Here is a 17,064-nt window from a genome sequence, read left to right as displayed (position 1 = left end):
CAGCACAATCACGGGCAACCGACCTCGTCGATGCCGCCGGAGGCCCGTGTGCTCAGCACGATGCAAGACACGCCGCTGCTTGTCAGCCGCATTCTGGAACACGGCCGGACCGTGCACCATCGGTCGAAGGTCACCACCTGGACCGGGGAGGGCGAACCCCGGCGCCGCACCTTCCGGGAGATCGGCGACCGCGCGTCCCAGCTCGCCAACGCCCTGCGCGACGAACTCGGCGTGACCGAGCAGAGCGTGGTGGGGACGCTGATGTGGAACAACTGCGAGCACCTGGAGGCGTATCTCGCCCTCCCCGCCATGGGCGCGGTGCTGCACACCCTCAATCTGCGGCTCCCCGCCGGCCAGCTCGTCTGGATCGTGAACCACGCCGCCGACCGGGTGATCCTGGTCAACGGCACATTGCTGCCGCTGCTCGCCCCGCTGCTCCCCCGGCTGGAATCCGTCGAGCACCTGGTCGTCGTCGGCCCCGGTGACCTCAGCCTGCTCGACGGCCACCGTCCCGCGGTTCACGCGTACGAGGCGCTGCTGGCGGGACGGCCGACCACCTACGACTGGCCCGAGCTGGACGAACGTGACGCCGCGGCCATGTGCTACACCTCCGGCACCACCGGCGACCCCAAGGGTGTGGTCTTCTCGCACCGCTCGGTCTATCTGCACTCGCTCCAGGTGAACACCACCGAGTCGATGGGGCTGAGCTCGCACGACACCTCGCTGCCGGTCGTCCCGATGTTCCATGTGAACGCCTGGGGACTGCCGCACGCCGCCTTCATGAGCGGTATCAATCTGCTGATGCCGGACCGTTTCCTCCAGCCCGGCCCGCTCGCCGAGATGATCGAGAGCGAGCGCCCCACCCACGCCGCCGCGGTGCCCACCATCTGGCAGGGCCTGCTCGCCGAGCTCACCGCCAAACCGCGGGACGTCAGCTCGATGCGGCAGGTCACCATCGGTGGTTCGGCCTGCCCGCCGGCCCTGATGAAGGCGTTCGACGAGCAGCTGGGCGTACGGCTCTGCCACGCCTGGGGCATGACCGAGACCTCCCCGCTCGGCACCGTCGCGCAGTCGCCGGCCGGGGTGAGCGGCGAGGAGGAGTGGGCCTATCGCATCACCCAGGGCCGCTTCCCCGCCTCCGTCGAACCCCGGCTGATCGGCCCGGACGGCTCGGTGATGCCGTGGGACGGCCGGTCGGCCGGCGAGCTGGAGGTGCGCGGACCGTGGATCGCGGCGGCTTACTACGGCGGCGCCGGGAAGGAACCGCTGCGGCCCGAGGACAAGTTCAGCCCGGACGGCTGGCTGCGGACCGGCGATGTCGGGGTGATCTCGGACGACGGTTACCTCACCCTCACCGACCGTGCCAAGGACGTCATCAAGTCGGGCGGCGAGTGGATATCGTCGGTCGAGCTGGAAAACGAACTGATGGCCCACCCGGACGTCGTCGAAGCGGCGGTGGTCGCGGTGCCCGACGAACGCTGGGGCGAGCGCCCGCTGGCCACCGTCGTGCTGCGCGAGGGCGCCACCGCGGACTACCGGGACCTGCTCGCCTTCCTGCGGGACCGGATCGCCCGCTGGCAGGTGCCGGAGCGGTGGGCGATCGTGCCGGCGGTGCCGAAGACGAGCGTCGGGAAGTTCGACAAGAAGGTCATACGCAAGGCATACGCGGACGGGGAGTTGGACGTCACGACGCTCTGACCCCCGCCGGACCGGTCGCCTTCCCGGGCCCGGTGCGGCCGATGTCCCAGGGGCCGGCGGCTCGCCCCCGGGCGCGGGACATCGGCCGCACCGCCGTCCCAGGGTGCGGGTTCAGGTTCTCAGGTGCCGATCTTGCCCAGCAGGTCAACGATCCGGGACTGCACATCCGTGCTGGTCGAGCGCTCCGCCAGGAACAGCACCGTCTCGCCGGAGGCCAGCCGCGGCAGCTCGGCCGGATCGATGTCGGCGGAGGTGTAGACGACCAGCGGTGTGTTGTTGAGCCGGCCGTTGCCCCGCAGCCAGTCCACGATGCCCTGCCTGCGGCGGCGGATCAGCATCAGATCCATCACCACCAGATTCGGGTGGACCTGCGCCGCCTTCGTCATCGCGTCCGTCTCTGAGTCGGCGTGCGTGACCTGCATACCGCGCCGCTCCAGCGTCGCGGCGAAGGCTTGTGCTATCGGCGCGTGGCTCTCCACCAGCAGTACGCGTGGCGGGTGCTGCTCGCTGTCGCGCGGTGCCAGGGCCTTGAGCAGTACGGCCGGGTCGGCGCCGTAGGCGGCCTCCCGGGTGGCCTGGCCGAGGCCCGCGGTCACCAGCACCGGTACGTCGGCGGCGGCCGCCGCCTGGCGCAGCGACTGCAAGGCGGTACGGGTGATCGGGCCGGTCAGCGGGTCCACGAAGAGCGCGGCGGGCGGTTCGGCGATCTGCGCGTCCACTTCTTCGCGCGATCGTACGATCACCGGACGATAGCCCCGGTCGGTCAGCGCCTGCCGGGTGGAGATGTCCGGCTCGGGCCACACCAGCAGACGGCGCGGCTCGTCGAGCGGCTCCTCCTGGTGATCGTCGGTCACGTCGACGGCGCCATTGGGGCCGTCCAGCAACTCCGGGCCCTCGGCGGCGCCTTCCGCGGGGGCGCCTATCGCGTACGAGCGGCCCGGCGCGTGCGGCGGGAGGGGGTTCGACTGCGGGGTGGCGAGGCGCGGCGGGGCGATCTCCGGGCCGGGGGGCGGGGAGGGCGGCTGCGACTGCTGCTGCGGTGGAGGTTGCTGCTGGGCGTGCTGCGCGCGATGAGGGTGCTGCGGCTGCGGGGCCGGCGGGGCGGGCTGGGCCTGCGGGGGTTGATGCGGCTGCGTCGGGGGCTGCATCGAGGGCGGCGTGAGCGGCTGCATCGACGGCTGGACCGGCGGTTGCGGCTGCTGGTGTACCGGCTGCTGGGGCCCGTCCGGCGCGCGGGTCGGCAACTGGCCGCTGTCCGGGTCCGCCTGCGGATGCTGCCGCGCCTGCGCCTCGCCGCCCGGGCTGTGCAACTGGCTCGGCACCTGCGGCAGGATGTGGCTCTGCTGGGGCTGGCTGTTCTGCGGCGGGGCGAGCCTGCGCCGCCGGCCCGAACCGCCGGCCGCGACCTGGGCCGGGAGGCCGTGCGGATTCTGCGCCTGTACGGATTGGGTCGGCGTCTGCGTCTGCCCGGGGTGCGGGTCCATCGCGAAGGGCACGCCCTGGCCGAGTGTGCGGACGCTTATGGCACGGCCGTGGCTCTGGTGGGACGGGTCCTGGGAGCGGGAGGGTGTGCCGGCCGTGCCGTGCGCGTTCGCGGGCGCGTTCGGCGGGGTCGCGGCGTCGGCGTTCGTCCCGTTCGGGGTGTCCGGCGCGCCGCTCGCCGCGGGTGGGCCGGCGGGGGCGGCGGAGTTGGCGGCCGAACTCAGCGGGGCGGAGGGCCCGACCTGGGGCCATGAGGGCTGGGCGGGCAACTGGGCGGCGGGCAGCGCCGGACGGCCCGGGGGCTGGTCCGGGGTGGCGGAACCGGGGGTGGGCCAGGTAGGGGCGCCGCCGGGCGCCTGGGGCGGTTGCTGCGGGCCGGACTGCGCGGGGTGCGGGGGGTGCGGGGGGTGCGGGGCCTGCGGGGGTACGGGGGCGGGGCCGCTGTCCGGTGCGGCCGGTTCGAGGGCGCGGCGGGCTCGGCGGCCCGTCCCTTCGGGCTCGGTCGGCGCGGCGGACGCGGCGGCGGGGAGGGCGGGTTGGCCCCCGCCGCCCGGGGTGCCCATGGGGTCGGGCTGCGGGGCGGGAGGCGCTGCCGGACCCGAGGGACTCGCCGGGCCGAGCGGAACGCCGGGGACGCCGGGGGCGCTGTGCTGGCCGGGCTGTTGGCCGGATTGCTGACCGCCCGGGGCGCCCGCGCGGTCGGGCTGCTGGTTTCCCGGGGTGCCCATGCCGTCGGGCTGGAGCCCGCCGGGGTTGACCGCGCCGAGCTGGCCGCTCTGCCCGAAGGGATCGCTGGGGTCGGGCCGCTGCTGCTCCGCCTGGCCGAAGGGGTTGCCGGGGGCGCCGTGCTGACCGCCGGGGTTGCCCTGCTGAGCGGCCGGGTTGCCGTGCTGGCCCCCTTGCCCGAACGGCCCGCCCGGGTTCCCCCGCTGACCCGCGGGGTTGCCCTGCCCACCCCGCAGGTCGAGTTCACTGCCGGGATTGCCCTGCCGGCCGCCGGCCCCGGCCTCACCCGCCGGAGTGGCCGCCTGGCCCCGTGCCCCGCTCCGGCCGCCCGCGTCCGCCGCCGGCAGGGCGTTGGGGCCCGGGCCGATCTCCCGGCGTCGTTCGGGCTCCGCGCGGTCCTCCGCCGGGGTCTCGCCGCGCTCCTCCGAACGGGCCCGGCGAGCCCTGCGCCCGGTCGGCTGGACGCTCTCCGCCGCGGCGCCGGCGCCAGCGCCAGGGCCGCCGCCCGCTCCCGCTCCCGCCGCGGGCGTTTCCTCCGGCCGCCGCAGCGCGCGCCGCCGCCCGGTGGGAGCCTCGCTCTGATCCGCCGTCGCCGGAATCGCCCAGGGCGCGACCACCGTCTGCGTATCGTCCGCCGTCGACCGTCCCCGCGTACCGGAGGACGTACCGGCGCCCGGCGACGTACCCGTTTCCGTACCGTCCGAAGGCCCGCGTCCCTCCGAGTCCGTACCCTCCGCCGCGGCCCTGCGCCCGCCGCCGGAACCGGACCCCGGGCCGACCGGGACCTCCAGCACATACGCGCTGCCCTGCCCCGGCACCTCGTGCGTCTGCAGCACGCCGCCGTGCCGCTCCACGATCCCGCGCGCCAGCGGCAGATGCACCGGGTCGCCGCCCGCGCTCGGCCCGCGTACGTCGATCCGCACGACATCGCCGCGCTGGGCCGCCGCCACCACGATCGTCGAATCGCCGGAGAAGGCGATCGCGTTGCCCGCCGAGTCCACCCCGGCCACGTCGGCGATCAGGTGCGCCAGCGCCTGCACCATCCGCGGCGCGTCCACCGACGCCTGGATCGGCGGCGCGTGCACCGCGTACTGCGCCCGGCCGGGCCCGATCAGCTCCACCGCGCCGTCAACCGCCGCGCCGATCACGTCGTCCAGCCCGGCCGGCGCCCGGTTGAGCTTGTCCTCGCCGCGGTCCAGCCGCTGGAAGGCCAGCACATTGTCGATGAGCGTGGTGATCCGGGCGTATCCGGCGGAGAGGTGGTGCAGGATCTGATTGGCCTCGGGCCACAGCTGCCCGGCCGGGTCCGCCGCCAGCCCGGTCAGCTCGCCGCGCAGTTCCGCCAGCGGCCCGCGCAGGGATACGTCGAGCAGTGCCCGCAATTGCATCCCGCGCGCCGCCAGCGCGTCGTACTGCGTCCGGTCGGTGAACGTCATCACCGCGCCGACCAGCTGCTCCCCGTCCCGTACCGGCGCCGTCGTCAGGTCGACCGGCACCGCCTTGCCGTCCTTGCGCCAGAGCACCTGGCCGCGCACCCGGTGCTTGCGCCCCGAGCGCAGCGTGTCGGCCAGCGGCGTCTCCTCGTAGGCCAGCGGCGACCCGTCGGGGCGGGAGTGGTGCACCAGCGGGTGCAGCTCCTTGCCGCCGAGGTCGGTCGCCCGGTGCCCCAGGATCTGCGCGGCGGACGGGTTGACCAGCACGATCTTGCCCGCGGTGTCCACGCCCACCACGCCCTCGGCGGCGGCCCGCAGGATCATCTCGGTCTGCCGCTGCTGCCGCGCGAGTTCGGCCTCGGTGTCCACCGTCCCGGACAGGTCGCGGACCACCAGCATCAGCAGTTCGTCACCGGTGAAGTGCGGGATCCCGTCGCCGAAGTCGTCGTACGGGGTCCGGCCGTCCTCCAGATTCGCGCTGGTCACCTGCACCGGGAACTCGGTCCCGTCGGTGCGGCGCGCGGTCATCCGGGTCGGCTTCGTCCGGGTGTCCTCCTCGGCCTCGCGCGGGCTGCGCATCGACCCCGGGATCCGCTTCGGGTCGAAGGAGGGCAGCAGGTCCAGCAGCCCCCGCCCCACCAGCGCCGTACCCGGCGTCTCGAACGTCTCCAGCGCTATCGCGTTGGCGTTGACCACCGTGCCGTTGGCGTTGACCAGAAGCAGCGCGTCCGGGAGGGCGTCGAGTATCGAGGCGAGGCGAGCAGCGCCTCGGGATGGCCTGCTGCTCACGGACGCGTCCTCCTTGTTACCGCATGTGTTGCCACGCTGCCCTGCGCTCCCGGGGCGGCCCCGCGCGCGTCCCTTTCACGCGGCGCGGTCGGCTGTCGTCACGGGCGGCCCATCTTGCCGCCACCCCCGGGACATGTCACTAGCCGAGTGTACGGGTCGGGCCCCGTGCCGGTGGCTCGGATGCCCATGTGCGGCTGCCCGCTTCGGCGTTGGGGGTCGCGCGGGAGGTGGCGGGGGTGGGTGTGGCGTACGTCACGGGGGGCGCGGGACGCGTCAGCGGGGCGCTGGCTGGGGGCTGTCGGGAGGTTGGCGGGGGTTCGGCGGCCGGATGCGCCGGGCGTCCTTCGAGGTCTGCCAGGGGTTTCAGCCTTTGAGTTCCCTGTGCGGCGACTCCTGGCCGGGAGCGGGGAGCACCGGCACCATCCGCGACCAGCGGGCCACCTCGCACCCGTTCGTCCGTCGGTACGACTCGGCCACGACCTGCCCGGCCCATCGCCCCCTGACCTCGGCGCTCTGCGGCCCTCCGTAGATCATCGAGCACAGCTCGCCGCCCGCGACCGGACCCACCGGCCCACCGATCTCCCGCAGCCGCCGGCACGCCTGCGTCCAGCTGGTCCTTCCCCCGCAGACGACGTGGTACGTCCGGCTGTGCCCGGAGCCGTCGTCGTACGTGATGACGAGGTGCCCGCCGGGGGCGGACCACGGCAGCCCCACCGCTTGGGCGGCGGCGCCGGGCGTGGCGGCGAGCATCAGGGCGGCCCCGAGGATTCCGAGGACCCTGAGGACGACGCTTCCGAGGGGGGCGCGGTGGGGGGTGCGGCGGGGCGTGGGGCGAGCGGTGCGGGTGGAAGACATGTCCCCTCCCTACCGGGTGAGGGCCCCGGCGCCCCGGCAGTCACTCTCCCGTGGGCGCGGCGAACTCCCGGCGAACCCCTTTGCCCTGCCCAGTCACCGGCTTGTACCGTAGTCTGCGATTGGTCGCGGCCCTCCAGGCTGTGTCATCATTTCCCCGCGCGCCCACTCACCACCCGGGCACGCACCCAGGAGGCGTCGCCTAGTCCGGTCTATGGCGCCGCACTGCTAATGCGGTTTGGGCTTTACCGTCCATCGAGGGTTCAAATCCCTCCGCCTCCGCTGTCCGATCAGGGAGTTCGTACCTTCGGGTCCGGGCTCCCTGAGGTGTTTCCCGGGGGCCGTTCGGCTGCCCCGGCCGGCCTGGCCGCTTCCATCGGCGCCCGGCGCCCCGCGCGGTGAGGCCCTCGCCGCGCTGTCGGCGAGGGCCATGCCATCGCACAGCCATGTGGATGGGAGGTTTCACCGTATCGGCAGGCACTGACAACGCCTCCGCATGCGGGACACCGCGGTCGGCGGCAGGGTGGACGCATGGACACTCCGCAGCCCCGCGTCGTCGTGGAACCCGTCGTCGGCGCCGGCCGCACCGTACGGATCGACGCGGAGACCCTCGGCATCGCCTACGGCCCGGCCGACGTGATCGAGTTCCTGCGCCGCGCCGGCCTCGACCCGGACTCCGTCCTCCTCGACGACCCCACCCTCATCGACTGGCACGGCGGCGGCCCCGCCACCTGGGCCTGACGCCTCCCGCCCCACCCACCCCCGAAAAAACAGCGTCTCCCCAGCTCACCCCGCCTCCGCCTTATCGATTTCACCTCCCGCGCCACCTCATGTAAAGTTGTCCACGCAGCGCTGACCGGCCCAAAAACGCCGCAAAGCACCTCGCACTCGTAGCTCAACGGATAGAGCATCTGACTACGGATCAGAAGGTTGCAGGTTCGAATCCTGCCGAGTGCACAGCAGGTCGGAGCCCCCTCGGGATTATCCCGAGGGGGCTCTTTCGTGCCATACAGGAGCGTGTCGGAGCCGGACCGGGCGCGCCCTCTGGCGAAAGACCGCGCCGTCGTTGGTGGGGTCCGGCGCGCCGAGATGGTCGGAGCGGACCGTGCCTTTGTCGCTACGGTGGAGAAGCCCAGCCATCCGGAGGGATCAGGGACGTGCCGATCGACCGCCCGCACTCTGTCAGCGTCGCCGGAGTCATCGTTGATGACGCCGGGCGGGCACTGCTGATCCGGCGTCGGGACAACGGCCACTGGGAACCGCCGGGCGGTGTCCTGGAGGCCGGGGAGACCATCCCGGACGCGCTCCAGCGCGAGGTGCTGGAGGAGACGGGCATCACGATCGCGCTTCCCGCGACCCTGACCGGTGTCTACAAGAACATGACCGGACTGATCGTCTCGCTCGTCTTCCGCTGCGAGGCGATCGACGGCCGGCCCGCCACCGGCAGCGAGACCAGCGCGGTGCGCTGGGTCACCCGAGAGGAAGTCGGCGAACTCGCGGACGAGGCATATGCGATCCGCGTCCTGGACGCCCTTGACCGCCTCGACGCCGCATCCCCACCCGCTGTGCGTGCGCACGACGGCGTGAGACTCATCCAGCGCGAACCCGCTGCCCCGGGCGGTCCACCAGCACGAGGATGACTGCCGCGCCCGCCGCCGGACGCACGACGCCCGCGCTGACAACCGTTGACGGACCGCTCGCCTACGGGCGGGGCACTTCGCGGGCCGCGGTAGGTCCGAAGCTTCCGAGAGATGCTCGTCAGGCAGGCGGCAAGAAGGGCGTCAGCCCTCCGCGTTGGCCTCCAGGCAGGTCAGGTCGATGTCGTCGAGGACCGCTTCGAAGGTGCGGCCGGAGAGTTTGGCGTCCTGTTCGATGAGGACGGCGGCCCAGCCGGTGAGGCTCATGGTGAGGATGCGGAGGCCGTCGGGGCCGTGTCGGGCGAGGACGCGATCGGCGGTGGCCAGGGCTTCCTCCGGGATGTGTTCGGCGGGTTCGAGGCCGACGACCCGGCGGAGCAGGTCGACGGTCGTCCGGGAGATCTCCGGGGTGAGCGCCGAGAGCCGGCGTTCCTCTTCCTTGTCCACCTGGGGCTCCCCTCGACTACGAAGCGTGCTGGCTCCATCACAGCAGAAGGGGAGGGGTGGTGGCGGCGCATTCCGGGTTCTGGCCGGTCGACGGGTCGTCCCCGAAGGGGTGTTGAGCGGGGGCGGCCAACTGCCGCCGCAGGCGGGCGACATCGCGAAGTCCCTTGCGCGGCGGGCGCCGAGGGCTTCGCGACACGGGTCGGATCAGGCGGAGTCGGTCGGCAGGGGCGGGCGCGGCCGGGCGCACCGAATCCAGGGGTCCAGGCTCCGGCCGGCGGTTGACGCGGTGAGCGTGGTTGACGCGGTGGGCGCGGCGGCGCCGGTCGGGCTCAACGGGGCGTATCCCGTGATCTGCGGGCGGAGCGCCCGGCCGGCCGCGTGCGTACCTCGACGATCGACTGGTCGCCGCCGGCCGCGCCGCACAGTTCCAGCAGCCGGTACTGCGCCGTCGTGCACTCCAGGGTCACACCGCCGAGCCGCAGCAGCGTCCGTACGCAGTAGGCGTCGACGAAGGCGAGGCCGGTCAGATCGATCGTGGTCAACCCCGCCTCCCGGACCGCCTGTTCGAAGGGGATCCGGGTGGCCAGGTCCGCGTCGCCGGCCAGCCGCAGCACATTGCCGTCCCGGGAGGAGTGCAGTCCGCCCGGCACCGGCATGACGTTCAACGGGTGGGCGGCCAGCACCTGTTCCAGCCGCCCGTCGAGGCGTCCGGCCGTGCTGCCCGGCTTGTCCCCGACCGGCGCGTCCAGAGCGTTCGGCGTGCGCGCCTCATGGCTGTGAGCGCTCCGCCAGCCCACGCCGCCCCCGGGCTCGTCCACGAAGGGGTCCGCCACGGGCACTGTCCACGGTCTCGTCAGGTCCAGCGCCGAACCCGCCTTCCCCGCCGGGGAATCCGCCCCGTGGGACGACCCCCCGAACGCCCCGCGGTCGTACTCGCACACCCCGGTGAAGCCCAACTTGGCCAGCAGCGGCGTCAGTCCGGCCTCGTATGCCGCCAACTGCCCGCCGTCCACGTCCGGTCGGGCCGCCCAGCTCATGTCGCCGGTGGCCCGCAGCCCGGTGAAGCCGCGAGCCCATGTCTCGCGGATCACCGTCACCCAGTGCGCGTTGCGAGCGGCCGCGTCGAAGCCGCGGCCGGGTTCGTAGCCGGGCACGGTCCCGACCACCTCGACCCGCCCGCCGCCGTCGGCCGCGTCCACCGGCACGCCGAAGGAGGCCAGCCGGTCCAGTGCCTCGTCCTCGACCGTGTCCGGGTCGGTGAAGAAGATCACCCGTTCGCCGCGGGCCAGCCCGTCCGTGGCGAAGGCGGCACGCAGCGCCCATCTGTCCTCATGGCTGTCGAACCACAGGCATGCGTGATCGCCTGGGCCCAGCCGCTCGACGGCGACCATCCGGGGCGCCCGCGCGCCGGACGTGCCCGGGGGTGCCTCCTCGTCGCAGGTCTCTCCCGCCATAGCGACGAACATACGCCGGGACGTGGGCCTCTCAGCACAGCCGACCGCTTCTTCCCAGGTCATGACCGGAACTGGCCCTCGGCGACAGGAAATGTCCGCGCGCCGGACCCTGCTCGACCGATCTTCCCGCGTGGATTCTCAGACGTTTCACAGAAACGGCCAAGATTTCTTTCATAGCGGGCCCACAGGGTGAACATCATGCCTTCCACCTCATCGCTCACCGGTACCGAAAGCCCCCAGAGCCGCCGGACCCCGGCGGCCGCCGCCCCGGCCCCCGCCCCGGCCCCCGCCCGGCCCCAGGGCCGGAGCCAGGGCCCGGCCCACCCGGCGACGGCCCCCCAGCCGGCGGCCCCGCAGTCCGCCGTCCCCCAGTCCGCGACCGACCTCGCCCGCCCCGACGGTTCGCCGGTCCGCGTCCTCGTTGTTGACGACGAGACTCCGCTCGCCGATCTGCTGTCGATGGCCCTGCGCTACGAGGGCTGGCAGGTCCGCACCGAGGCCGACGGGGCGAGCGCCCTGCGCGCGGCCCGCGAGTCCCGGCCCGACGCGGTCGTCCTGGACGTGATGCTGCCCGACATGGACGGCCTCGAAGTGCTGGCCAGGCTGCGCCGCGAGACCCCGGACGTGCCGGTGCTGTTCCTGACCGCGAAGGACGCGGTGGAGGACCGGATCGCCGGGCTCACCGCGGGCGGCGACGACTACGTGACCAAGCCCTTCAGCCTGGAGGAGGTCGTGGCCCGGCTGCGCGGGCTGCTGCGCCGCTCCGGCGCCGCCGCCGCGCGCAACGAGTCGCTGCTGGCCGTCGGCGACCTCGTGCTCAACGAGGACAGCCACGAAGTCAGCCGCGGCGGCACCAACATCCACCTCACCGCGACCGAGTTCGAACTGCTGCGCTACCTGATGCGTAACCCTCGCCGCGTGCTCAGCAAGGCTCAGATACTGGACCGCGTCTGGAGCTACGACTTCGGCGGCCAGGCCAATGTCGTCGAGCTCTACATCTCCTACCTGCGCCGCAAGATCGACGTCGGCCGCCCCCCGATGATCCACACCCGGCGCGGCGCCGGCTACCTGATCAAGCCGGGCGAACCGGCGTGATCCGCCGGGGCCGTCCGGGCCGGGGCCGGACCGGGCCGAGGGTGCGCCGCCGCTGGTCGCTGCGCCGCCGTCTCGTCCTGTCCTGCGTGGCCCTGGTCGCCGCCGTCTGCGCGGTGATCGGCTCCGTCACCATCTTCGCGCTGCACGATTTCCTGTACGGGCAACTCGACGGCAAGGTACTGGAGTCGGCGGTACGGACGGCGATGCCGTTCGCCCACGGCCAGGGCGGCGGGCGGGGCGCCCCGCCGGCCGGACCGCCGAGCGGCAGGCCCGGTCCGGCTCGCATCGGCTCGTTCGACCAGCTGGGCTTCCTGGGCGGCGGCGGACAGCCCGGTGAGACGGTCGGCGCCGTCCTCGATCCGAGCGGCACGGTCGAGCGCGCGGCGGTCAGCGCCGCCAGTTCCGGCAGCCCCGTCCTCGCCCCGCGCGACCTCAGCGCGGCCCAGGCCGCCGCCTTCTCCCGGGTCCCGCTGGACGGCAAGCCGCACACCCTGCACATCCCGGGGCTCGGCGACTACCGGGTGGCGGCCGCGCCGGCCGAGGCGGACGGCATCACCCTGGTCGGACTGTCCACTTCGGGCGCCGAGGACACCTTGTCCACCCTGCTGTGGGTGGAGCTGTCCGTCACCGCGGCCGGACTGATCGGGGCCGCGCTGGCCGGCGCCGCTCTGATGCGGATCTCCCTGCACCCGCTGCGCCGGGTCGCGGCGACCGCTACCCGCGTCTCCGAACTCCCGCTGCACAGCGGCGAGGTGACACTGCTCGAACGCGTGCCCGCCTCCGACACCGACCCGCACACCGAGGTCGGACAGGTCGGCGCGGCCCTCAACCGCATGCTGGGGCATGTCGGTTCGGCGCTGGCCGCCCGGCAGGAGAGCGAGACCCGGGTCCGGCGGTTCGTCGCCGACGCCAGCCACGAGCTGCGCACCCCGCTCGCCTCGATCCGCGGTTACGCCGAACTCACCCGCCGCGGGCGGGAGTCGATCGGTCCCGACACCCGGCACGCGCTGGGCCGGATCGAGTCCGAGGCCGCCCGGATGACCACCCTGGTGGAGGATCTGCTGCTGCTCGCCCGGCTGGACGCGGGCCGGCCGCTCGACCTCGCCGAGACCGATCTGTCGCCGCTGGTGGTCGACGCGGTGAGCGACGCCCGCGCGACCGGCCACGGCCACCACTGGCGGCTCGACCTGCCCGACGAGCCCGCCGCCGTCAGCGGCGACCCGCAGCGGCTGCACCAGGTCCTCACCAATCTGCTGGCCAACGCCCGCACCCACACCCCGCCGGGCACCACCGTCACCGCCCGGGTGCTGCGACTCGGGGTGCGGCCGGGGGCGCCAGTGCCGGGCCCGCAACCACGACCGGGGCAGCACCCGGAGCCCGCCGCCCCGCCCGCCGTACGGGAGCGGCCCGCCGTCCTGCTCCAGGTCGAGGACGACGGCCCCGGCATTCCGCCCGAGCTGTGCCGGCACATCTTCGAGCGCTTCGCCCGCGGTGACGCCTCCCGGTCGAGGAACGCCGGGAGTACGGGACTGGGGCTCGCGATCGTGCACTCGGTGGTCAGCGCGCACGGCGGCGAGGTGACCGTGGAGAGCGTCCGGGGCCGTACGGTGTTCACCGTCACGCTGCCTGCCACGCTGCCCGTCGCGCGCTCACAGCCGCTGCCCAGCCTCGCCACACCGTCATGACAGCGGGACTGCCGATGGTCGCCGTATGGATACGAACCTCGGCGAACTGCCCGCCCGGCAGCACCTGCCGGTCACGGCCGCCGCACCGCGTCCGGCGGCCGAGGCCCTCGACCCGGCGGCCCACGACCCCGCGGCCCCCGCCCAAGGGACAGCGGGCCGCGCGGTCCGGGCCGCGCCCGCCCAGCACGCCTTCGACCGCGGCAGCGCCGACGCGGGCGTGCCCGCCCCCGTCCTCGATGTCGTCATCCCCGTGCACAACGAGCAGGACGACCTGGAGCGCTGCGTACGCCGGCTGCGCGCGCACCTCGCGGCCACCTTCCCGTACCCCTTCCGGATCACCGTCGCGGACAACGCCAGCACCGATCTGACGTCCGCGCTCGCCAAGGCGCTGGCCGCCGAACTGCCCGAGGTCGAGTCCTTCCGGCTGGAGCAGAAGGGCCGCGGCCGGGCGCTGCGCACGGTGTGGACCGCTTCGCAGGCGCCCGTACTGGCCTATATGGACGTGGACCTGTCCACCGACCTCAACGCGCTGCTGCCGCTGGTCGCGCCGCTGATCTCCGGCCACTCCGATCTGGCGATCGGCTCCCGGCTGGCCCGCTCCTCGCGGGTGGTGCGCGGCGCCAAGCGCGAACTCATCTCGCGGGCCTACAACCTGATCCTGCGCGGCTCGCTCGCGGCCCGTTTCTCCGACGCCCAGTGCGGCTTCAAGGCGATCAGGGGCGATGTGGCGCAGCGGCTGCTGCCGATGGTCGAGGACACCGGGTGGTTCTTCGACACCGAGATGCTGGTGCTGGCCGAACGGGCCGGGCTGCGCATCCACGAGATACCGGTGGACTGGGTGGACGACCCGGACAGCAGCGTGGACCTGGTGCGGACCGCCGCCGACGATCTGCGGGGTGTGCTGCGGGTCGGACGGGCCCTGGCCACCGGGCAGTTGGCGCTGGACCGGCTGCGGCGGCCCTTCGGGGACGATCCGCGCGACCGCGAACTGTACGGAGTACCGGTCGGGTTGGCCCGGCAGCTGGTCGGCTTCTGCGCGATCGGCGCGCTCAGCACGCTGGCCTACCTCGGCCTGTACTCCTTCTTCCGGCAGGGCCTCGGGCCGCAACCGGCCAACGCCCTCGCGCTGTTGCTGTCCACGCTGGCGAACACCGCCGCCAACCGCCGGCTGACCTTCGGGGTGCGCGGCCGGGACCGGGCGGTACGCCATCAGGCCCAGGGTCTGGTGGTCTTCGCCATCGGCCTGGCCCTGACCAGCGGTTCGCTCGCCGCGCTGCACATCGCGGCCCGACACCCCGCGCACAGCACCGAGTTGGCCGTGCTGGTGGCCGCCAATCTCGCCGCGACCGTGCTGCGCTTCCTGCTCTTCCGGGCCTGGCTCTTCCCCGAGCGGACCGCTGCCGCCCACGACCGGACCGACCCCGACGACGTCAGGAGTGCGCGATGACCGCGCCGAGCGACACGCCCCCACCGCGCTACGCCCCGGCCGGGGTCGTCCGCACCCCGGTCCCCGGCGCCGCGCCCCCGCCGGGCGCCCCGCGCCCGAGCCGTCACGCGAGCCGGGATACGAGCCGTTATCCGAGCCCGCGCGCGAGCCTGGCCCGGCTGCGGCGCGGCCGTCCGGAGGACCCCGCCTGGGCCCGCCCGGCCCTGCTCGCGCTGCTGTTGGGCACCCTGGTGCTCTACCTGTACGACCTCGGCGCCTCCGGGTACGCCAACTCCTTCTACTCGGCCGCGGTGCAGGCCGGCAGCGAGAGCTGGAAGGCCTTCTTCTTCGGCTCCTCCGACGCAGGCAACGCGATCACCGTCGACAAGCCGCCCGCCGCGCTGTGGCCGATGGCGCTGTCGGTGCGGATGTTCGGCCTCGGGTCCTGGCAGATCCTGGTGCCCGAGGCGCTGATGGGCGTCGCCGCTGTCGGGGTGCTCCACGCGGCGGTACGGCGTACGTTCGGCGCGGGCGCGGGTCTGCTGGCCGGCGCGGTGCTCGCGCTGACCCCGGTGGCCGCGCTGATGTTCCGCTTCAACAACCCGGACGCGCTGCTGGCGCTGCTCATGGTGACCGCTGTGTCCTGCGTGCTGCGCGCCCTGGAGGACGCCCGCACCAAGTGGCTGCTGTGGGCCGGCGCGGTGTTCGGCCTGGCCTTCCTCACCAAGACCCTCCAGGCGTGGCTGATCCTGCCCCCGCTCGCCCTGGTCTACGGGGTCTGCGCGCCCACCTCCCTCGGCCGGCGCCTGCGCCAGCTCCTCTACGGCGGGGGCGCGATGCTGCTGGCCGGCGGCTGGTGGGTGGCGATCGTCCAGCTGTGGCCGAAGTCGTCCCGCCCGTACATCGGCGGCTCGCAGGACAACAGCTTCCTGGGGCTGACCTTCGGCTACAACGGTTTCGGCCGGATCACCGGCGACGAGAGCGGCAGTGTGGGCGGCGGCGCCCCGGGCAGCGGCGGGCGATGGGGCACCACCGGCGTCGGGCGGCTGTTCGGCAGCGACATGGGCGGTCAGATCGCCTGGCTGCTGCCCGCGGCGTTCCTCTTCCTGCTGGCGGGGCTGTGGATCACCCGCCGGGCCCGGCGCGACGATCCGGGGCGGGCCGCCTTCCTGGTGTGGGGCGGCGCGCTGCTGATCACCTTCGCGACCTTCAGCTTCATGTCCGGGATCTTCCACCAGTACTACAACATCGCTCTCGCGCCCTACATCGCGGCGCTGGTGGGGATGGGCGCGGCGCTGCTGTGGCGCGGCCGTACCCGTATCGCGGCGGCGGCGACGCTGGCCGCCGCCGTACTCGGCACGGCGGTCTGGGCGTGGGTGCTGCTGGACCGCTCGCCGGGCTGGCACCCGTGGGTGCGGGTGGCGGTGGTGGCGGCCGGGGTGGTCGCCGCGGCCGGGCTGCTGGTGGCGGCCGTGCCGGGCCTGACGCCGGCCGGGCGGGCGGGGACGCGCTTCGGTGCGCGGACCGGTGCCCGGGTCGGCGCCGTCGCGGCGGTGGTCGGCCTGGGCGCGGCGCTCGGCGGACCGCTCGCGTACACCCTCGACACGGTGACGACACCGCACGCCGGCTCCATCGTGACGGCGGGGCCGGCGGTCCAGGCCGGCTTCGGCGGGCCGGGCGGACCGGGCGGCGGTGGCGGCCGGATGTTCGGCGGCCGGGGCGGGGCGCCCGCCGGGGGCTTCCCGGGCGGGCGGGGCCAGGGGCCGGGTCAGGGTACCGGCGGGTTCGGGGGGTTCGGCGGACCCGGTGGCACGGCGGGTGGCACCGGCGGCAGCTCACCCCGGTTCGTCCGCCCGGGCCAGGGCGGCGGCGCCCCCGGCGGCGGTGGCGGCGGCATGAGCGGCCTGCTCAACGGCACGGCGGTCAGCCCCGCGATGAAGTCCCTGCTCAGCGCCGACGCCGGGCGGTACACCTGGGTGGCGGCGGCCATCGGCTCGCAGAACCAGGCCAGCTACCAGCTCGCCACCGGCAAGCCCGTGATGTCCATCGGCGGCTTCAACGGCAGCGACCCGTCGCCGACCCTCGCCCAGTTCCAGGGCTACGTGTCCGCCGGCCGGATCCACTACTTCCTCGGTGGCGGCACGGGTCGCGGCGCGGGCGGTGGCGCCGCTGGCGGGACGGGCGGCAGCGACACCGCCGCGCAGATCACCAGCTGGGTCGAAGCGCATTTCACCGCGAAGACGGTCGGCACCACCACCGTCTACGACCTGACGGCGCCCGCGTCCTCGCCGTCCACCACGTCCGGGACCGCCACCGCCACCGCGAGCTGACCGCGACCTG

At 74.1% G+C, this 17,064-nt stretch carries 11 protein-coding genes and 2 tRNA genes; 9 read left to right on the top strand and 4 right to left on the bottom strand.

Features of this window, described 5'->3' with window-relative positions; all coding sequences use genetic code 11:
• The first annotated feature begins 48 nt into the window (after window positions 1-48).
• The gene (locus ACFO3J_RS21550) at window positions 49-1,698 is read left to right on the top strand and encodes a long-chain fatty acid--CoA ligase (protein WP_386431519.1); all 1,650 of its coding nucleotides are present in this window, start codon (window positions 49-51) and stop codon (window positions 1,696-1,698) included.
• 119 nt (window positions 1,699-1,817) lie between these two features.
• Here the strand turns inward: ACFO3J_RS21550 and ACFO3J_RS21545 are convergent, their stop codons facing one another.
• Complete coding sequence (locus ACFO3J_RS21545; protein ID WP_386431516.1) at window positions 1,818-6,128, bottom strand: PAS domain-containing protein; 4,311 nt, start codon at window positions 6,126-6,128, stop codon at window positions 1,818-1,820.
• Window positions 6,129-6,491: 363 nt separating this feature from the next.
• Window positions 6,492-6,983, bottom strand: coding sequence for a hypothetical protein (locus ACFO3J_RS21540; RefSeq protein WP_386431513.1), 492 nt, complete (start codon window positions 6,981-6,983; stop codon window positions 6,492-6,494).
• Between the two features lie 188 nt (window positions 6,984-7,171).
• Here ACFO3J_RS21540 and ACFO3J_RS21535 point away from each other — a divergent pair.
• From ACFO3J_RS21535 to ACFO3J_RS21520, 4 genes are all read left to right on the top strand, one after another.
• A tRNA-Ser gene (locus ACFO3J_RS21535) sits at window positions 7,172-7,262 on the top strand.
• Window positions 7,263-7,511: 249 nt separating this feature from the next.
• Window positions 7,512-7,721: a hypothetical protein gene (locus ACFO3J_RS21530; protein WP_386431511.1), complete on the top strand. Its 210-nt coding sequence runs from the start codon at window positions 7,512-7,514 to the stop codon at window positions 7,719-7,721.
• A gap of 143 nt (window positions 7,722-7,864) precedes the next feature.
• Window positions 7,865-7,937 (top strand) — tRNA-Arg (locus tag ACFO3J_RS21525).
• 200 nt (window positions 7,938-8,137) lie between these two features.
• Complete coding sequence (locus ACFO3J_RS21520; RefSeq protein WP_386431508.1) at window positions 8,138-8,620, top strand: NUDIX hydrolase; 483 nt, start codon at window positions 8,138-8,140, stop codon at window positions 8,618-8,620.
• Window positions 8,621-8,761: 141 nt separating this feature from the next.
• Here ACFO3J_RS21520 and ACFO3J_RS21515 read toward each other — a convergent pair whose 3' ends face one another.
• Together ACFO3J_RS21515 and ACFO3J_RS21510 are read right to left on the bottom strand one after the other, a co-directional pair.
• Window positions 8,762-9,064: a hypothetical protein gene (locus ACFO3J_RS21515; RefSeq protein ID WP_386431505.1), complete on the bottom strand. Its 303-nt coding sequence runs from the start codon at window positions 9,062-9,064 to the stop codon at window positions 8,762-8,764.
• Between the two features lie 329 nt (window positions 9,065-9,393).
• Window positions 9,394-10,518 (bottom strand): MEDS domain-containing protein, encoded by a 1,125-nt coding sequence (locus ACFO3J_RS21510; protein WP_386431503.1) that lies wholly within the window; start codon window positions 10,516-10,518, stop codon window positions 9,394-9,396.
• Window positions 10,519-10,716: 198 nt separating this feature from the next.
• Here ACFO3J_RS21510 and ACFO3J_RS21505 point away from each other — a divergent pair, with 198 nt between their 5' ends.
• Genes ACFO3J_RS21505 through ACFO3J_RS21490 form a run of 4 tightly spaced genes read left to right on the top strand, consistent with a single transcriptional unit; the run spans window position 10,717 to window position 17,054 of the window.
• Window positions 10,717-11,613, top strand: coding sequence for a response regulator transcription factor (locus tag ACFO3J_RS21505; protein ID WP_386431500.1), 897 nt, complete (start codon window positions 10,717-10,719; stop codon window positions 11,611-11,613).
• Window positions 11,614-11,654: 41 nt separating this feature from the next.
• Window positions 11,655-13,298: a sensor histidine kinase gene (locus tag ACFO3J_RS21500; protein ID WP_386431497.1), complete on the top strand. Its 1,644-nt coding sequence runs from the start codon at window positions 11,655-11,657 to the stop codon at window positions 13,296-13,298.
• Window positions 13,299-13,323: 25 nt separating this feature from the next.
• Entirely contained in the window at window positions 13,324-14,745 is a 1,422-nt protein-coding gene (locus tag ACFO3J_RS21495; protein WP_386431494.1) for a glycosyltransferase, read from the top strand.
• The gene (locus tag ACFO3J_RS21490; protein WP_386431492.1) at window positions 14,742-17,054 is read left to right on the top strand and encodes a glycosyltransferase family 39 protein; all 2,313 of its coding nucleotides are present in this window, start codon (window positions 14,742-14,744) and stop codon (window positions 17,052-17,054) included. The genes ACFO3J_RS21495 and ACFO3J_RS21490 overlap by 4 nt, the downstream gene beginning before the upstream one ends.
• Window positions 17,055-17,064 lie beyond the last annotated feature (10 nt).

The sequence above is a fragment of the Streptomyces polygonati genome, assembly GCF_042650325.1.
GTDB classification, from domain to species: domain Bacteria; phylum Actinomycetota; class Actinomycetes; order Streptomycetales; family Streptomycetaceae; genus Actinacidiphila; species Actinacidiphila polygonati.
This window is presented reverse-complemented; position numbering and strand designations above follow the sequence as displayed.

Coding starts and splice junctions, on each gene's coding strand:
- ACFO3J_RS21540 (WP_386431513.1), bottom strand. CDS start 6,983: ATGTCTTCCACCCGCACCGCTCGCCCCACGCCCCGCCGCACCCCCCAC.
- ACFO3J_RS21530 (WP_386431511.1), top strand. CDS start 7,512: ATGGACACTCCGCAGCCCCGCGTCGTCGTGGAACCCGTCGTCGGCGCC.
- ACFO3J_RS21510 (WP_386431503.1), bottom strand. CDS start 10,518: ATGGCGGGAGAGACCTGCGACGAGGAGGCACCCCCGGGCACGTCCGGC.
- ACFO3J_RS21505 (WP_386431500.1), top strand. CDS start 10,717: ATGCCTTCCACCTCATCGCTCACCGGTACCGAAAGCCCCCAGAGCCGC.
- ACFO3J_RS21495 (WP_386431494.1), top strand. CDS start 13,324: ATGGATACGAACCTCGGCGAACTGCCCGCCCGGCAGCACCTGCCGGTC.
- ACFO3J_RS21490 (WP_386431492.1), top strand. CDS start 14,742: ATGACCGCGCCGAGCGACACGCCCCCACCGCGCTACGCCCCGGCCGGG.